This is a genomic window from Bradyrhizobium canariense (genome assembly GCF_900105125.1).
In the GTDB taxonomy this organism is placed as follows: domain Bacteria; phylum Pseudomonadota; class Alphaproteobacteria; order Rhizobiales; family Xanthobacteraceae; genus Bradyrhizobium; species Bradyrhizobium canariense_A.
Map to the genome: position 1 here is coordinate 5,469,994 of NZ_LT629750.1, position 16,699 is coordinate 5,486,692.

The following is a 16,699-nucleotide window of genomic DNA, read 5'->3' on the forward strand; positions in this document are numbered from 1 at the left end:
TGCGGTGTGCGTTTCCGCACCGTCATTGAAGTAAGTCGTCAGTCAGAATTTCGGGCCGCGGTGCCGGCGGTCTTGTCATCGTCAGCCATCCGGTATCGGACCAGGATCTGGCTGCGCGACAGGAACGTTTTGCTCGCCGGGCCCGCGAGCAGCGCAGCATGTATCACATTTGACCGGCCCAGTGCCAAATCCAATTGTTCCGATGTCAGCGCGGTGACGATCGAAAATTCGCTCGATTCATCGTTAATCCGGGCATTTTGCCTGACAAGAGCGTCCAATTTCCGGATTCCGTCGGCCGCGCCGTCGGAGGCGTGGATCAGGGCCCGGACCTGGATTGGGGCCTGACGCTGGCCCAGCGCGCCCTCGACCTTGCTGAAGCCGGATACGACCTGCCCCGCCTTGGCAGCCATGGCGAGCGCGTCGATCGCACTGCGTACCAGCAGGGTCTCGGTATCCGCCGCCAGCGTCGCCGTGACGCGGAGGTTGCGCTTGAAACCTTTGTTAAATTGGTTACGGCGGACGGCTTCCGCAACCGCCCGACGCGAGGCCGAAACCCACAGGCCCCGGCCGGGAAGCTTGCGTTTCAGGTCCGGCACCACCTCGCCGGAAGGCGAAACCACAAACCGGATCAGCTCGTCAATCGGCCGCACCTGCCGCGTGACCGCGCACATCCGCATCGTCGCGGACCTATCGGTCCGCGGTCCGTTGTCGAGATCGAGGTCGGCGACAGCAAGCATGTGCGTGACGTCTGTTCCATCTTTGCGCGTGTTCTAGCGGAACATGCGCGTTACGCCGGCTGGCCTTCGGGGGCCTCGGCCGGTTCGGTCTTCTTGAGATCGGCCTCCGTGATCCAGCCGGCGATAACCCGCGCCTGCATGATCATGGCTTCCGCGTCTTCCCGCGACATCTCGATGCCGTCGAGGAAGCCGGCATGCTTGGTCGGCTCACTGCCTTCCTTGCGTTCGGTCCAGCCAACCAGATCGTCGGTGGCGCAACCGGCCAGATCCTCGACGGTCTTGATGTCGTTCTCGCCAAATTTCACCAGCATTTTCGAGGTCACGCCGGGCACTGTTTTCAGAGCGTCTTCCACGCCAAGTTCCTTACGTTTGTTTTCCAGCTCGGTCTCGAGCTGTTCCAGATATTCCTTGGCCCGAGTCTGCAACTCGTTGGCCGTTTCGTCGTCAAAACCTTCGATGCCGGCCAATTCCCTGACATCGACCAGCGCCAATTCCTCCACCGAAGTGAAGCCTTCCGACGCCAGCAACTGACCGACGACCTCGTCGACGTTGAGCGCTTCCATGAACACCCGCGTCGAATTTTCGAAATCGGCCTGCCGGCGCTCGGATTCTTCCTGCTCGGTGAGAATGTCGATGTCCCAACCGGTCAGCTGCGAGGCGAGCCGCACGTTCTGTCCACGCCGTCCGATCGCCAGCGATAATTGGTTATTGGTGTCGGGAACCACAACTTCGATCCGCTCGCGATCTTCGTCGATCACGACCTTGGCGACTTCGGCCGGCGCCAGCGCGTTGACGACGAAGGTCGCGATATCGGGCGACCACGGGATGATGTCGATCTTCTCGCCCTGCAATTCATTGACCACGGCCTGCACGCGCGAACCGCGCATGCCGACGCAGGCGCCGACCGGATCCACCGACGAATCCCTTGAAATCACGCCGATTTTCGCACGCGATCCGGGATCGCGGGCGACCGCCTTGATCTCGACGATGCCGTCATAGATTTCCGGCACTTCCTGCGCGAACAGCTTCGCCATGAATTGCGGGTGGGTGCGGGACAGGAAAATCTGCGGTCCCCGGGTCTCGCGCCGTACGTCGAAAATATAGGCGCGGACACGGTCGCCGTTGCGGAATACCTCGCGCGGCAACATCTCGTCGCGGCGCACGATGGCTTCGCCGCGGCCGAGATCGACAATGACGCTGCCATATTCGACACGCTTGACTATGCCATTGACGATATCGCCGATGCGGTCCTTGAATTCCTGATATTGCCGGTCGCGTTCGGCCTCGCGCACTTTTTGCACGATGACCTGCTTGGCGGATTGGGCAGCGATGCGGCCATATTCCAGCGGCGGCAGGGTATCGGCGATGGTGTCGCCGACCTGGGCGCCCGGATTGGCGCGTTGCGCGTCGGCCAGCGAGATCTGGTTCGATGAATTCTCGACCACGTCGACCACCAGCATGTGGCGCGACAGCCGCAGCTCGCCCTTCTTGGCGTCGATCTCGGCGTGAACGTCGGTCTCGCTGCCGTAACGAGCCCGCGCCGCCTTGGCGATGGCATCTTCCATCGCCGCGATCACGATACCGCGGTCGATCGACTTCTCGCGGGCAACCGCGTCTGCGATCTGCAGCAGTTCGAGTTTGTTGGCACTGACTGCCATGGCTCAGTCTCCTTCAGTGGGATCGATGTCGCCCCTGCGCAGTCTCTCTGCGGCGAGGCGGTGTTCCTTGGTATTCTTCGGCGCGCTTTTGTCGCCGCTTTTAGACTTCAATTTCGGCTTCGGTTTGTTGCTTTTCGCCGGATCGCTTTTTCGCGCATGCGGTGGCGGCGGCGGTTCGAGCCCGAGATTCTGCCGCAGCTCGCGTTCCGCGGCCTTGCCGCGTCGCATCGATTCCGCGATCAGCTCGTCGGTCAGAACCAGTCTCGCATCCGCGATATCTTCCATCACGAGCAAGGCATCGGCATCTTCGCCCGCGCGTATGTCATCACGATGTATCCGCACCGCATCGCCCTCGACGCCTTGAAGCGTACCGCGGAACCGCTTGCGGCCCTGACTGGCCACCGCCATCTCGATCTTCACGAGATGGCCGGCATAGCGCTCGAAATCGGAACGGCGCACCAGCGGCCGGTCGATCCCGGGCGAAGAAATCTCCAGCCGGTAGGCGCGGTCAATCGGATCGGCGATGTCGAGCACCGGCGACAGCGCCTTTGAAATCGCTTCGCAGTCCTCGATCTGCATCGATCCGTCGGGCCGTTCGGCCATGATCTGCACCGTGCAGCCCGCCTCTCCCGATATCTTGATCCGTACCAGCCGGTAGCCCATGCCCTGCAACACCGGGCCGGCCACAGCCGACACTCGCGCCGCCGCGCCCGGCTCGACAACAAGCCGTGGCTCGGCGAGCAGGTCGACATCCGGAGAAACAGCGGTCGGATCGGTCATGTCCAGGGTCAAAATAGGTCTAACTTGGGCTGTCTGGTTTGTGTTCGGTTAAGGCTGCGCCTGAAGTGCGTCGGGTCGGCCACCTGAGCCGCCGGGCGCCCGTTATCTGCGTCTGGTGCGTTCAGGTAATAAAAAAGAGCGGGTCCCGGGGGGCCCACTCTCAATACGCGATCGTATGAGAACCATAAGTTGCCGCTGATATAGCGGTTTTTGTGTTATCCGGCAAGGCCCGCGAGGCCTGACGGCGCGATTTTGCCGGATCGTTCGGATGCGGTTTGGGAACCTAACCCTTCCTTCACGAAGCGAACCTAGATTGCCGAAAACCCGCTTTGGCGTGCTGATTGCGGAGTTCCAGTGCCCGTTGCAACGGGCAGGAGGAACTTCGGGAAAGCCCCCGGGCGGTGGTTTTGAGTAGGTTTGATGGTAGCCGCTTCTTTGCTGATCCCCGGACTTGATGAGATCGTCAAGGACGGCGATCCCAAACGTCGAACCGAGGCAGCCCGGCGGATCGCCGAGCTGTTCCTTTTGGGAGCGGCGAATTTCCGGCCCGATCACGTCGATCTGTTCGACGGCGTCTTGCTTGATCTCGTTCCCCACACCGAGCTTGCTGCGCGCGCCGATCTCGCCGAGCGATTGTCGGTTCTCGCCAACGCGCCGCGCGGATTGGTCGGGCAGCTCGCGCGTGAGGATGAGATCGCGATCGCGGGACCGCTGTTGCGCCGGTCACCTGTCATCGACGAAGCGGCGCTGATCGAGATCGCGCGCGTCAAGGGCCAGGGGCATCTGCTGGCGATGTCCGAGCGTTCGACGCTCTCCTGCGACCTGACCGACGTCATCGTGCACCGTGGCGACCGCGACGTCGTCAGGCGTGCCGCCGGCAATGCGGGAGCGCTGTTTTCGCAAACCGGATATTCGGCGCTGATCAAGCGCGCCAGCCATGACGGTATTCTGACGCTCGCGGTCGGCCAGCGGGATGATCTTTCGGCATTACAGTTGAAAGATCTTCTGGCGGGATCGGTCGACCTCGTTCGCCAGCGCCTGCTTGCCGCGGCCAAGCCCGGGAGACAGGCCGCGATCAAGCGGGCCATGAGCGAAATTTCCGACATTGTCGAGCCGGTCGAGGGCGGCCGCAACTTCGCGCCGGCGCAACGCACCATCCTCGCGCTCCATAATGCAGGTGAGCTGAACGAAGCCGCGTTGCTGGGTTTTGCCAAGAGCCACAAATACGAGGAATCAATCGCCGCGCTTTCGGCGATGTCGGCGGTGAAGATCGCAACGCTCGATCGCCTGATCTCGGGCGATCGCTACGATCCGATCCTGATCGTGGGCAAGACGATCGACCTTGAATGGGCTACCGTGCGCGCGTTGATCCTGCTTCGGCTGGGTCCAAGCCGGGTGCCATCTCCGGCGGATATCGAGGGCGCGCGCCTGAATTTCACGCGCCTGATGCCGTCGACCGCCGAGCGCGTCGTCGGTTTCTGGCAGACCCGTCAATCGGCATGAGGGTTGTCTAGGTGGTGTGGACTCTAAGGATTCCCTTTTAGGAGCAAATCAGATTCAAGGCTTCTTTTTGGGAGGCGGCCTTGGGTGTGATGGATCGGTTGGTTTTGAGCGATGCGGCTTGGGAGCGGATGGCGCCTCTGATTATAGGTCGGCCTGACCAGAAAGGCTCCACCGGGCGCGACAACCGGATGTTCGTGGAAGGTGTGCTGTGGATCGTGCGGACGGGCTCTCCCTGGCGTGATCTTCCGGAAGCGTTCGGGGATTGGAACAGCGTGTTCCGGCGCTTCAGTCGATGGAGCATCAAGGGTGTTTGGTGGCGGATCTTCGAGGCGATGTCCGACGACCCGGATTTCGAATATCTGATCGTCGATTCCACCGTCGTCCGGGCGCATCAGCACGCTGCCGGGGCGAAAAAAGGGGGTCTGAAGATCAGGCGCTTGGCCGCTCGCGCGGCGGCCTGAGCACCAAGATACATCTGGCCGTTCGCGGCCTGGGATGTCCGGTGCGCTTCACGCTTACCGCAGGTCAGAAGGGCGATGCACCGCAAGCCGCCGCATTGATCGAGGGATTGCCCGCCGAGATCGTTATGGCCGATACAGCCTATGACGCCGATCATTTGCGCGAAGCCATCGCCGCCAAGGGAGCGCTCGCCGTCATCCCCAACAACCCGTCACGCGCGCTCAAATATCCGCTCGACAAACATCTCTATGCCCAGCGCCATCTTGTCGAATGCTGCTTCTCCAAGCTCAAGCAATTCCGCCGCGTCGCCACCCGCTTCGAAAAGACCGCTCGAAATTACCTTGCCGTCATCACTCTCGCAGCCATCATCTTATGGATGCGATAAGTGTCCACACCACCTAGAGCCTTTCGGTTCTGATTGAATCAGAACCGAGGCTCTAACCTTCAATTTGACGCGTTTTCTTCACGCGAACCGGCGTCCACTTCGCTCGAAAACGCTCTAGCTGATTTTCCGAAATCGCAGATACGCGGCCGTGCGGCCTTCGCGTTCGGCTTTGTGGCCATATCGCGTCATCGTGTAATCGGCCCATGGCAGACGCCAGTCGGACGCCCGCTCTGCGGTCCAGATGAAATCCGCAGAGCGCGTGAGATGCGCCAGCGTCCACGCGCAATACTCTGCGATATCGCTGACAAAACGGAATTCGCCGTGCGGCCTCAGGATGCGCGCCATCGCAGCGACGGTTGCATCCTGCACGAAGCGCCGCTTCCAGTGCCGCCGCTTCGGCCACGGATCGGGATGGATCAGATCGATCCGCGCCAGCGCATGCGGCGGCGCCCAGGCCAGCAATTCGGCGGCGTCGCCGGCGAACAGCCTGATATTGCCGATATTGCGGGTTTCGATCTGCGCCAGGATTTTCGCCATGCCGTTGACATAGGGCTCGCAGCCGATGAATCCGAGATTCGGAAAGGCAAGCGCCTCGGCGACCAGATGTTCTCCGCCGCCGAATCCGATTTCAAGCCTGACGTCATCGACACCCCGGTCGAACAGGCCGGCAAGGTCGGCCGGGCTGGGGCCGCTGATGTCGAGCGCGAGCCGCGGCAGCAAATGCTCGATCAGGTCGGCCTGATGGAGACGGAGCTTATGGCCCTTGCGGCGGCCGAAAAACGAACCGTGCGTATGGATGGCGTCGTCGGCGGACGATGCGTCGCGATTTCCGGGATCGCGGCTGGCACTGTTCATCGCAGCGTCTGAAACAGCCGATGCAACAACCGCGCCCTCGGTTCGATCGAGGAGATGTACATCTGCTCGTAATGGGTATGCGCGCCCTGGCCGTCGACCCCGAGACCATCCAGCGTCGCGGTGTGGGGCGCGGTGAAATTGCCGTCGGAGCCGCCGCCGGTCGAGGTATCGATCAGATCGAATCCGAGTTCGGCGGCGAGCGTTTTGGCGTGCTCGTAGAGAGCCGCGCCGGCGTTACCCTTCTCGTAAGGCGGCCGGTTCAAATTGCCGACCACTTTGACGCTCACGCCGTCGGTTTGCGATTTCAGGTTCAGGATTCTGGGAACGAGTTCTTCGGCGTCCGCCATGGTCGGAACGCGCATGTCGACTTCCGCATAAGCCTCCTCCGCAATCACATTCGGCCGCGTGCCGCCTCTGACGACACCGACATTGACGGTCACGCCGCGCTTGAAGTCGTTCATCGCTTCCAGCGTCTGAATGACATTGGCGAGCTCGCGGATGGCGCTGCGGCCATCCTCGGGCCGTGAGCCGGCATGAGCGGGAACGCCTTTGATGAAGATCTCAAAGCGCGCGACGCCCTTGCGCCCGGTGACGATTTTTCCACCGTCGCGGGCAGGCTCCGTGACCAGCACATATTTTGCCTTGCGGCCCTCGGCCTCGATGAGCGCGCGTGACGTCAGACTGCCGATCTCTTCATCGGAGACGTAAAGCTGGGTGATGCCGAGCGGCGAACGTTTGGCGCTCGCACAAACCTGCCGGAACGCATGATAGGCGAGATAGGCTCCGCCCTTCATGTCGTAGATGCCCGGCCCGAAAGCACTGTCGCCTTCGATCCGAAACGGCAGCCGTTCGATGAATCCGATCGGGTGCACCGTATCGATATGGCTCAGCACCAGAACGCCCGGCTCATTTTGCCCCCATGACGAGCGCGCCACGAGATGGTCGCCGCAACCATCGCGTCCCGCCACGCGCTCGATGGTGGCAGGCAGATCGCGATAGCCGTCCGCTACGATGGTCGCGAGCTTGTTGACCTGCTCGGGAGCCTCCGTCGGCGTTTCGATCTCGACCCAGCGGCGGATGCCGTCGAGGATGAGTTTGGGATCGAAGGGATTGGGAGGGGAAGCAATCATCGGCAGGCCGCTGTCTTCGGAGAGTTTTGGTCCGTTGTCATGCGCTCGCGACCGCAACTGCGTCAATGGCGCGGCGAAATGACGGTTTGTATCAGCGCTTGTCGGGCCCTTCGCGCGCGGCGATCTGCTCGACCATGTCGACAATGCTGCGCCGGAGCTTGGCATCGGTGATGCGGGTAAAGGCGCGGGTCAAGGCGAGGCCTTCGGAGGTGGCCAGGAAATCGGAAATATAACTCGGCGAGGCGCCTTCGCCGAAGCCCTCAGCGCTCGCGGTGCCGCTGGGGCCTCCCTCGAACAAAAACGATACCGGTACCTGAAGTATTTCGGAGATCTGTTGAATGCGGCTGGCGCCAACCCGGTTGGTGCCTTTCTCGTATTTTTGCACCTGCTGGAAGGTTAGTCCCAATGCTTCGCCGAGCTTTTCCTGGCTCATGCCCAGCATGATACGGCGCATGCGCACGCGACTGCCGACATATTTGTCAACAGGGTTGGGCGCTTTGGTCGACATCGCTAACACTCCTTGGATCAAGCCAGGGTTGAGGCAACACGAAATGGATCAGGCCTTGGGAAGACTGGGCGCCGTCAAATTCTGTGCGGCGCGCCGGGGAGAAATACAGCCAATTTAACTTAATTGACTGAATCTATTCTCCATTACTGTGGCCAGATTGCGAATGGTATTTTTGCTGTCAACGGGCAGAGTGCAGCGCGGCAGTATTTTCGGCTGGCATCCAAAACGAAAAATGAAGATGCACGCGTCAGGAAGTGCGCTTCGCAACACGCCGCCGGATGACGAAAATAAAGCCGGCGGCAACGAAGATCGCGGCGGGAATGTCGCCAACGCGTGCGTAAATCGTCGGTGGAATCGCGGACGGCAGGCTGGAATCGAGCACGCCTTCGAGGCCGAGGCCGAGCCGCGCGACAATTCGGCCCATTGGGTCGATTACGGCGGAAATGCCGGTGTTGGCTGCACGCACCACGGGCAATCCTTCCTCGATCGCGCGCAGGCGTACCTGCTGCAAATGCTGATAGGGGCCGGTCGAGATTCCAAACCAGCCGTCATTGGTCAGGTTGACGATCCAGCCCGGCCGATCGCCGCGTTCGGCAACGTCGCCGGGAAAGATGGCCTCATAACAGATCAGAGGTAGCGCGCGGGGCGCATGCGGGATGTCCAGCGTGCGGCGGCGCGTGCCCGGAATGAATCCGCCCTGAACCTTGGTCAGTTGCTCGAAGCCGAGCTTTTCCATCCAGTCCTGGAACGGCAGATATTCGCCGAACGGCACCAGATGCAGCTTGTCGTAGACCGACAGCACGCTGCCGTCGTGATCGATGACGTAGATGGAATTATAGGCGCGCGTGATCTTGACGCCGGGCGGCAGATCGGGCGCGCGCACTGCGCCCGTGATCAGCACCGTGCCCTTGGGCAAGAGATCGGCAATCTCAGCCATCGCATCGGCCTCGCGCGTCAGAAAAAACGGAAATGCCGATTCCGGCCAGATCAGCACGTTGACGTCATGCACGCCGGTGGATTGCGGTCCGGACGCACGATCGGACAGCGCCAGATATTTCTGCATCACCGCGGCCTTGGCGGAATAGTTGAAACGTTCATCCTGCTGCAGGTTGGGCTGCATGATCCGCAGCTTGAGGTTGGCGACCAGTGTGGTCGGCCGCAGCGTCAAGCGGACGATGCCGAAAATTCCCATGGCGGCGAGCAACGCCAGCGCGATCGCCGGTGCAATCCATGGTTTTCGTCCGCGCGAAGTCCCGTCGATCAGCACGGCCGGGCTTGCGAAGATCGCGACGCTCAGAAATGTCAGGCCCCACAGGCCGATCAGCGATCCCGTCTGCGCCAGCGCCAGCGGCTCGGTTAGTGCGTAGCCGAACGTATTCCATGGAAAGCCCGTCAGCACATGGCCGCGCAGCCATTCGCTCAGCGTCAGCGTCGCCGCAAGCGCGATCACGCGCGAAGCGTCCCGGGTCCAGATCGCGCGCGCCAGACCGAACCCGAAGGCGGTGAACAACGCGAGATAGGCGGGCAGGCCCAATACGGCGAACGGCATCAGCCACGCGAAGGTCGAGGCATCGACCAGGAAGGCGTAGCCGATCCAGTACAGACCCGGCACGAAATAGCCGAGGCCGAACCACCAGCCGGCCATCGCGGCCGCCGGTACGCCGCGCCAGCGTCCGGCGCCGGCACCGTCGATCAGCCAGACCATCACCGGGAGGGTCAGAAACAGAATCGGCCATGCGTTGAACGGCGCCATCGCGAGCGCCGACAGCGCCCCTGCGATCAGCGCGATGGCGGCGCGCTTCCAGCCCCATGCCAGGATGATCGCCAGGCCGGCCGAGCGAAGTTTATTTGGTTGTGTCACTGCGAGCCGGCTCCATCGCCGGGCGGCGGGGCGGTATTGTCATTGGCCTGTGCAGGGCCCGGCTCCGGCGTGGTTTCGCGGCGACGGGTTTCGCGCTGCGTCCGCGGCGCGGGACGCTCCTTGCGCAGGCGGATGCGCAGGCGCTTGACGCGTCGCGGATCGGCGTCGAGCACCTCGATTTCGTATTGGCCCGGACCGGAAATGACCTCGCCGCGCACCGGCAGCCGGCCGACATGGCTGACGAGATAGCCGCCCAGCGTTTCGACTTCCTCGCCGGCTTCGCCGGTAACGAAATCCTCGCCGATCACGGAGCGGACATCGTCGAGGCTGGCGCGCGCGTCGGCGATGAATGAATTGTCCGCCTGTCGCACGATCGATGGTGGTTCGTCGCTGTCATGCTCGTCGTCGATCTCACCGACGATCTGTTCAACGATGTCCTCAATCGACACCAAACCATCGGTTCCGCCATACTCGTCGACCACCAGCGCGAGATGGATGCGCGAGGCCTGCATTTGCGCCAACAGGTCGATCGCCCGCATTGACGGCGGCACGTAGAGCAGCTTGCGGATGATATGGGCGTCCGTGAGCGGCAACGCGAGGTCGACTGTGCGCAGATCGAGCCCGGCTGGAAAAGGCTTCTTGCGCCGGGCCTTGCCGGTGTCCGAGACGCGCGCGCGCGCGGTCATGAACGCCAGCAGATCGCGAATGTGAACGATGCCTTCGGGATCGTCGAGTGTCTCGTTGTAGACCACCAGACGCGAATGCGCCGCGCTCTCGAACAGGCTCATCAATTCGCCAAGCGGAATGTCGCGCTTGACCGCGACGATATCGGCGCGGTGGATCATGACGTCGGCGATGCGACGCTCATGCAGGCCGAGGATATTGCGCAGCATGGTGCGCTCGACCGCCGAAAAGCCGACGTCATCGGGCGTGCTCGCATCGAGCACGACTTGCAGGTCATCGCGAACCGACCCCGCCTTCCAGCCGAACAGCGTACGAATCGCACGGATCAGCCAGCTGTCGGCGGTGGGACGCATGACTTCGCCGTCCTGCACCACGGCCGGCAGGTTGCGCGTGTTGCGCGGATTGTCATGGGTCGGTTCGGAATCCGCCATCTCAGTCCATCCGCTCCCGGTCCGTATATGGATCGGGAATGCCGAGTTGCGCGAGAATCTTCGACTCGAGGGTCTCCATGATTTCGGCGTCGCCGTCGTTTTCGTGATCATAGCCGATCAAATGCAGGAAGCCGTGCACCGCCAAATGGCTCAGATGATGATCGAACGGCTTTTGTTCGTCATTGGCCTCCTTGCACATCGTCTCATAGGCGATGGCGATGTCGCCGAGCATGCGCGGCGCGTCGTCGGGGCCGCTCGGGCCGGTTGGCTGCAGGGCGGGAAACGACAGCACGTTGGTCGGCTTGTCGATGCCGCGCCAGTTGCTGTTGAGCGTGCGAATGCCGGCATCGTCGGTCAGCATGACCGCGAGCTCGGCTTCGCCAGTATCGGCGTCGGCGAACTCGGCCGCGGCCGCGATGGCGCGATGGATCACCGCTTCGGCCTCAGCCTCGTTGCGCCAGCACTCGGCGACAACGAGAACCTCGGTCATGGGAAGAACAGAAGACGCCATTGGATCAGAATTTCTATGGTGGCCGGAATGAGCGCGCGTCGCGCTCCCGGCGGAAGAATTTAGGATCAAGCTTTGCCGGTTGCCGGCCGTTGCGGCAATCCCTCATAGGCGGCGACGATCCGCGCCACCAGTTCATGGCGGATCACGTCCTCGGCCGTGAATTTTACCTGCGCGATACCCTCGACACCATCGAGCAGTTTCGCGGCTTCGGCGAGACCGGAAGTCTGGCCGGGCGGCAGATCGACCTGACTGGGATCGCCGGTGATGATCATGCGGCTGTTTTCGCCAAGCCGCGTCAGGAACATCTTCATCTGCATGGAAGTTGTGTTCTGCGCCTCGTCAAGGATGATGGCGGCGTTGGTCAAGGTCCGGCCGCGCATGAAGGCGAGCGGCGCGATCTCGATTTCGCCGGCTTGCAGCGCGCGCTCGACGATCCGGGAATCCATCAGGTCGTACAACGCATCATAGATCGGCCGCAGGTACGGATCGACCTTCTCGCGCAGATCGCCGGGCAGGAAGCCCAGCCGCTCGCCGGCTTCCACCGCGGGACGCGACAGAATGATGCGGTCGACTTCCTTGCGCTCGAACAATTGCGCGGCATGGGCCACCGCAAGCCAGGTCTTGCCGGTGCCGGCGGGGCCGACGCCGAACACCAGTTCGTGGCGCTTGAGCGCGCGAATGTAAGCGTCCTGCGCCGCCGTGCGCGCCCGCACCGGGCGCTTGCGCAAGTTGATGGTCTCGAACGCCGATTTGGCTGATTTGGCGTCGAATTCGAACAGCGAACCTTGCGCGAGCACGGCGCGGATCGCGCCTTCGACGTCGCCTTGCGCCAGGTCATGTCCCTGCGTCGCATGCGCGTACAGCGTCTCCAGCACGCGGCGCGCGGCATCGCAGCCGTCGCGCGATCCGGCGATGGTGATGTGATTGCCGCGCGAATCGACCACGACGTTAAGCCTGCGCTCGATCAGCGCCAGGTTCTGTCCGTAGGGACCGACCAGCGCCGACGCTGCCCTGTTATCGTCGAAGTCGATGACGACCTGCGTGTCGGGTGGAATTTGCATGTCGCGGTCGATTTTGCGGCTGGGAGCGAGTGAGGGCGAATCCGATGCGCTTTTGGGCAAGGGTTCAGGCTCCCGATGTCATTTGAGAAGAGGCGATGATCTGGGCAGGCGCAGCTTGTGCCGGCGGCGCACCGACAGAGGGTGCAAGCTTTCCGAGCAGGCTGTAGCGCTCGAGGCTTTCGATCGTCACCGGCAATATTTTTCCGATGATGTCTGGCGAGGCCATCACATGCGCCGGTTGCAGATAGGCGGTACGGCCGACGATCTGGCCGGGATTGCGGGCGGCGCGTTCGAACAGCACGTCGACCGTGCTGCCAATCGCAGCCTGATTGAAGGCCGATTGCTGGCTGTCGATCAATTCCTGGAGCCGCACCAATCGCTCGTCCATCTCAGCCGCTGACACCGTCTCCCGCAGGTCCGCCGCTGGCGTCCCTGGCCGCGGCGAATACTTGAACGAATAAGCCCCAGCGTATCCGATTTGTGTGACGAGAGCGAGGGTCGCGGCAAAATCTTCCTCGGTTTCGCCGGGGAAGCCCACGATAAAATCCGATGAAAATGCAATGTCTTGCCGTACCGCTCGAAATCGGTCGATGACACGGCGGTATTCATCGGCGGTATGTTTGCGGTTCATCGCCGCGAGAATCCGGTCCGAACCGGATTGCACCGGAAGATGCACGAACGGCATCAGCGCCGGAAGGTCGCGATGCGCTTCGATCAGCGTCTCGTCGACATCGCGGGGATGGCTGGTCGAATAACGCAGCCGCATGACGCCGGGAAGCCCGGCGAGATGATGCAGCAGGTTGCCGAGCGACCAGATCCGCCCCTCAGGTCCTTCGCCATGATAGGCATTGACGTTCTGTCCGATCAGGGTGATCTCGCAAACGCCATTCTCAGTGAGCCTGCGGACGTCGTCGACGATCTTGCTCACCGGCCGCGACACTTCGGCGCCGCGCGTATAGGGCACGACGCAGAAGGTGCAGAACTTGTCGCAGCCTTCCTGCACTGTCACGAAGGATGAAATGCCGCGCGCACGGATCGCCGCGGGTTTTGGCGGCGCCAGGAATCCGAACTTGTCTTCGACGGGGAATTCGGTTTCCAGCGCACGGCCGTGGCGCTTCGCGTGCGCCAGGAGTTGCGGCAGATGATGGTAACTTTGCGGACCGACTACCACATCGACAGCCGGCGCGCGGCGGATGATCTCGTCGCCTTCGGCCTGCGCGACGCAGCCGGCCACCGCGATGTTCATCTGACGGCCGTTGCGCGCGGCTTCGTCCTTGACGAGGCGCAGCCGGCCGAGTTCCGAATAGACTTTCTCGGAGGCCTTTTCGCGGATGTGACAGGTGTTGAGGATCACCAGATCCGCGTCATCAACGCTTGATGTCTCGACAAAGCCTTCCGGTGCCAGCGTGTCCACCATGCGTTGCGCATCGTAGACGTTCATCTGGCAGCCATATGACTTGATATGCAGCTTGCGCGGCGGCTTCATGGAACCTGATTGCTGGGCGGACATGGCGCCAATGCGGCGCGTGGTCAATTATAGGCTAAAGCGCTGAAAATCCAGCGACCAACCGCTGATTTTGCTCGATTTGAGCGATCAGCGCGGGCAATTGCCGCATGTCGCCAAACGTGATGTGGGTCCCGGCGGCACGCAGCTCCTCGGCATAGCCGGGCCGGCAGTGGCTGCCGCCGTGAAAGCCGAGCACGGTCATCCCGGCGGCAAGGGCGCCGGCGATGCCGGCAATGCTGTCCTCGATGACGAGACATCGGCCGGGCGGCACCTTCATCTGTGCGGCGGCAAACAGAAACAGATCCGGTGCAGGTTTGCCCTTGGCCACCTGCGAGGCGGAGAAAATGTTCGGCGCGAAGCGATCGTAAAGTCCGGCGCGGCCGAGGCTGACACGCATGCGCTGCTGCGAGCCGCTCGATGCTACGCAGACCGGCTGCGCGATGGCGTCAAGCGCCCGAGCGATGTGGGGCACCGCTTCGAGGTCAGCTTCGAACGCGCGGAACAACTCGTCCTGCAATTGCGCATGGTAGTCGTCGGGCAGGCTGCGGCCGAGTTCAGCCTCGATTTCGAGATTCGCTTGGCGCGTCGATCTTCCGAGAAAACGCCGGAACACCTGCTCGGCATTGATCGGATAGCCGTGGCGGCTCAGCACTTCCGCATGGGCGCGACATGAAATGACCTCGCTGTCGACCAGCACGCCGTCGCAATCGAAGATGATGAGATCGAGCTGCACCCGGCTTAGGACTTGTCGTCGTCGAGCGGCACGCAATACAGTTCCAGCCGGTGATCGACCAGCTTGTAACCGAGCTTGCGGGCGATTTCGGCCTGCAGCTTTTCAATCTCCTCGGAGGTGAATTCGATCACCTTGCCGTCGCGCAGATTGATCAGGTGGTCGTGGTGGCTGTCGCGCATCTGCTCGTAGCGGGCGCGGCCCTCGCGAAAATCGTGCCGTTCGATGATGCCGGCATCCTCGAACAGCTTGACCGTACGGTAGACCGTCGAGATCGAGATCTTGTCGTCGACCGCGACGCAGCGGCGGTACAGCTCCTCGACATCGGGATGATCCACGGCTTCCGCCAGCACGCGCGCGATAACCCGGCGCTGCTCGGTCATGCGCATGCCGGTGGCAGCGCAGCGCGCCTCAATTCCGGTGGCGTTGGGCGCAGACGAGGGTTTCAGTGCGGTCATACAATTGGCCCTGGAGAAGCGCATGATCCGCCAAAGCGTATGCGGGTTGGCGATAAGATTATGCACCGTTTTATAGTTTAGAGCGCGATCGGGCGCAAAACGGTGCCCCATTCCGGCTGATCGCGCTCTGGCTGTTCTGCCACCGTGCGCAGTTTACGACAAGTCGCGGCGCATCAGAAGCGCATTCAATTGTTCCCCGCCGGGCTGCTGATAATAGCGCTCGCGGCGCCCAACGACGGTGAATCCGGCCCGTTCATAGAGCTTTCGCGCCGGCTGATTATTTTCTTCGACCTCGAGGAATATGGTGCGTATGCCGTGGCCCGCCAGATGTCCGAGATGGGTCAGCAGGAGATTGCGGGAGAGGCCACGGCCGCGGTGATCGGTGTCGATGGCGATAGACAGTATTTCGGCCTCGTCCGCGGCCATGCGGGAAACCGCAAAGCCGATGATCTTTCGTCCGAGCTTGAGGCGATGAATCAGCGTGTTGCGCTCGCTCAGCATGGCCTCGAATTCACCTTCGCCCCATCCGCGATGAAACGAGGCGCCGTGCAGTTGCGCCAGCCGCGCCGCATCGCGCAGGCCTGCGGGTTCGACGGCGGCTGTGCCGCCGCTCCACAATTCAGAGAGCCATGCCATCATGATGCAATGGGCTGCGAAGCATGATGCAGCGGATCTTTGGACGGCTTGGCGTCCGGGGCGCGCAGATAAAAGGGCCGCGCAGGCGCGGTGTCCGGACTGACCGCGGCCCCCAGCCACGCGATCCAGGCGATATCGGGCGCCGGCTGCGAATCGACCTTGTACGGTGGCGGCGCATCCGCCGGCCAGCGATCGGCAAGGATCTTGGCGGCGTTGCCGACCAGATGCGGTGACCCGAATCGCGATGCGCCGAGTGCTTCCTCTATCGGCGCGACGCGCGGCCGGATCAAAGGGCTGCCATCGCCGCCTACCACCTGAAAATACACATGGTCATGCCGCGCATCGATCGCAGAAATGACCGGTTGTTCGCGGCCTAGGCTAACGATGGGCGCCGCATACGCCGTCAGCGTGGTCAATCCCACCACCGGTCTGGCCGCGGCGAGTGCAATGCCGCGCGCGGCGGAGATGCCGACCCGCAATCCGGTGAAACTGCCGGGGCCGGTGGTGACGGCGATCCGATCGAGCGCTGTAAAGGCCACGCCGGATTCTTTCATCACGCGCGCGATCAGCGGCATCAAGGCCTCGGCATGGCCGCGCTTCATCGCCTGCGATTCCTGCGCGATTACTTCGCTGGCGTCAGTGTCGAGCAAGGCCGCCGCGCAGGCATCGAGCGCGGTATCGATGGCAAGGATCAGCATGCCGTAGACCTATCCCCCTTGAACCCAGCGCATGCGCCTGGAGCTTCAATCACCGCGAATATGCTCCATCATCTGTGCACCCCATTTTCGACGCTTGTGCGATATTA

The 16,699-nt window shown here is 62.4% G+C and carries 16 protein-coding genes and 1 pseudogene; 2 read left to right on the forward strand and 15 right to left on the reverse strand.

The window, feature by feature from the left end:
• Positions 1-38: 38 nt before the first annotated feature.
• From BLV09_RS26000 to rimP, 3 genes are read right to left on the reverse strand one after another with little or no spacing between them, the layout of a single operon-like run.
• Complete coding sequence (locus BLV09_RS26000) at positions 39-737, reverse strand: RNA-binding protein (protein ID WP_146689411.1); 699 nt, start codon at positions 735-737, stop codon at positions 39-41.
• A gap of 50 nt (positions 738-787) precedes the next feature.
• The gene (nusA, locus tag BLV09_RS26005) at positions 788-2,395 is read right to left on the reverse strand and encodes a transcription termination factor NusA (RefSeq protein ID WP_100385108.1); all 1,608 of its coding nucleotides are present in this window, start codon (positions 2,393-2,395) and stop codon (positions 788-790) included.
• Positions 2,396-2,398: 3 nt separating this feature from the next.
• Positions 2,399-3,175, reverse strand: a complete 777-nt coding sequence (gene rimP / locus BLV09_RS26010) for a ribosome maturation factor RimP (RefSeq protein ID WP_146689412.1) — start codon at positions 3,173-3,175, stop codon at positions 2,399-2,401.
• A 420-nt stretch (positions 3,176-3,595) separates the two neighbouring features.
• On the opposite strand from rimP, the gene BLV09_RS26015 reads away from it, so the two are divergent.
• On the forward strand, positions 3,596-4,678 hold the full coding sequence (locus tag BLV09_RS26015; protein WP_146689413.1) for a DUF2336 domain-containing protein: 1,083 nt from the start codon (positions 3,596-3,598) through the stop codon (positions 4,676-4,678).
• 128 nt (positions 4,679-4,806) lie between these two features.
• A pseudogene (locus BLV09_RS26020) lies at positions 4,807-5,522 on the forward strand (IS5 family transposase).
• Between the two features lie 114 nt (positions 5,523-5,636).
• Here BLV09_RS26020 and BLV09_RS26025 read toward each other — a convergent pair.
• The 12 genes from BLV09_RS26025 to tsaB form a co-directional block, all read right to left on the reverse strand.
• Positions 5,637-6,377, reverse strand: a complete 741-nt coding sequence (locus BLV09_RS26025; RefSeq protein ID WP_146689414.1) for a tRNA (guanine(46)-N(7))-methyltransferase TrmB — start codon at positions 6,375-6,377, stop codon at positions 5,637-5,639.
• Complete coding sequence (locus BLV09_RS26030; protein WP_146689415.1) at positions 6,374-7,507, reverse strand: M20 family metallopeptidase; 1,134 nt, start codon at positions 7,505-7,507, stop codon at positions 6,374-6,376. Before BLV09_RS26030 ends, BLV09_RS26025 begins: the two co-directional genes overlap by 4 nt.
• A gap of 91 nt (positions 7,508-7,598) precedes the next feature.
• A complete protein-coding gene (locus BLV09_RS26035; protein ID WP_100385111.1) occupies positions 7,599-8,015 on the reverse strand; it encodes a helix-turn-helix domain-containing protein in 417 nt (138 codons plus the stop codon).
• Between the two features lie 247 nt (positions 8,016-8,262).
• On the reverse strand, positions 8,263-9,876 hold the full coding sequence (gene lnt, locus BLV09_RS26040) for an apolipoprotein N-acyltransferase (RefSeq protein WP_146689416.1): 1,614 nt from the start codon (positions 9,874-9,876) through the stop codon (positions 8,263-8,265).
• On the reverse strand, positions 9,873-10,991 hold the full coding sequence (locus BLV09_RS26045) for a hemolysin family protein (protein WP_167558884.1): 1,119 nt from the start codon (positions 10,989-10,991) through the stop codon (positions 9,873-9,875). Before BLV09_RS26045 ends, lnt begins: the two co-directional genes overlap by 4 nt.
• Before the next feature lies 1 nt (position 10,992).
• On the reverse strand, positions 10,993-11,481 hold the full coding sequence (gene ybeY, locus BLV09_RS26050) for an rRNA maturation RNase YbeY (RefSeq protein ID WP_433994358.1): 489 nt from the start codon (positions 11,479-11,481) through the stop codon (positions 10,993-10,995).
• 86 nt (positions 11,482-11,567) lie between these two features.
• Positions 11,568-12,623: a PhoH family protein gene (locus BLV09_RS26055; protein WP_146689418.1), complete on the reverse strand. Its 1,056-nt coding sequence runs from the start codon at positions 12,621-12,623 to the stop codon at positions 11,568-11,570.
• 4 nt (positions 12,624-12,627) lie between these two features.
• A complete protein-coding gene (miaB, locus tag BLV09_RS26060; protein ID WP_146689419.1) occupies positions 12,628-14,049 on the reverse strand; it encodes a tRNA (N6-isopentenyl adenosine(37)-C2)-methylthiotransferase MiaB in 1,422 nt (473 codons plus the stop codon).
• A 55-nt stretch (positions 14,050-14,104) separates the two neighbouring features.
• Positions 14,105-14,803: an HAD family hydrolase gene (locus BLV09_RS26065; protein WP_146689420.1), complete on the reverse strand. Its 699-nt coding sequence runs from the start codon at positions 14,801-14,803 to the stop codon at positions 14,105-14,107.
• 5 nt (positions 14,804-14,808) lie between these two features.
• Complete coding sequence (locus tag BLV09_RS26070) at positions 14,809-15,258, reverse strand: Fur family transcriptional regulator (RefSeq protein WP_100385117.1); 450 nt, start codon at positions 15,256-15,258, stop codon at positions 14,809-14,811.
• A gap of 153 nt (positions 15,259-15,411) precedes the next feature.
• Positions 15,412-15,897, reverse strand: a complete 486-nt coding sequence (gene rimI, locus BLV09_RS26075) for a ribosomal protein S18-alanine N-acetyltransferase (protein WP_146689421.1) — start codon at positions 15,895-15,897, stop codon at positions 15,412-15,414.
• Positions 15,894-16,592, reverse strand: coding sequence for a tRNA (adenosine(37)-N6)-threonylcarbamoyltransferase complex dimerization subunit type 1 TsaB (gene tsaB, locus BLV09_RS26080; RefSeq protein WP_146689422.1), 699 nt, complete (start codon positions 16,590-16,592; stop codon positions 15,894-15,896). The genes rimI and tsaB overlap by 4 nt, the downstream gene beginning before the upstream one ends.
• Positions 16,593-16,699 lie beyond the last annotated feature (107 nt).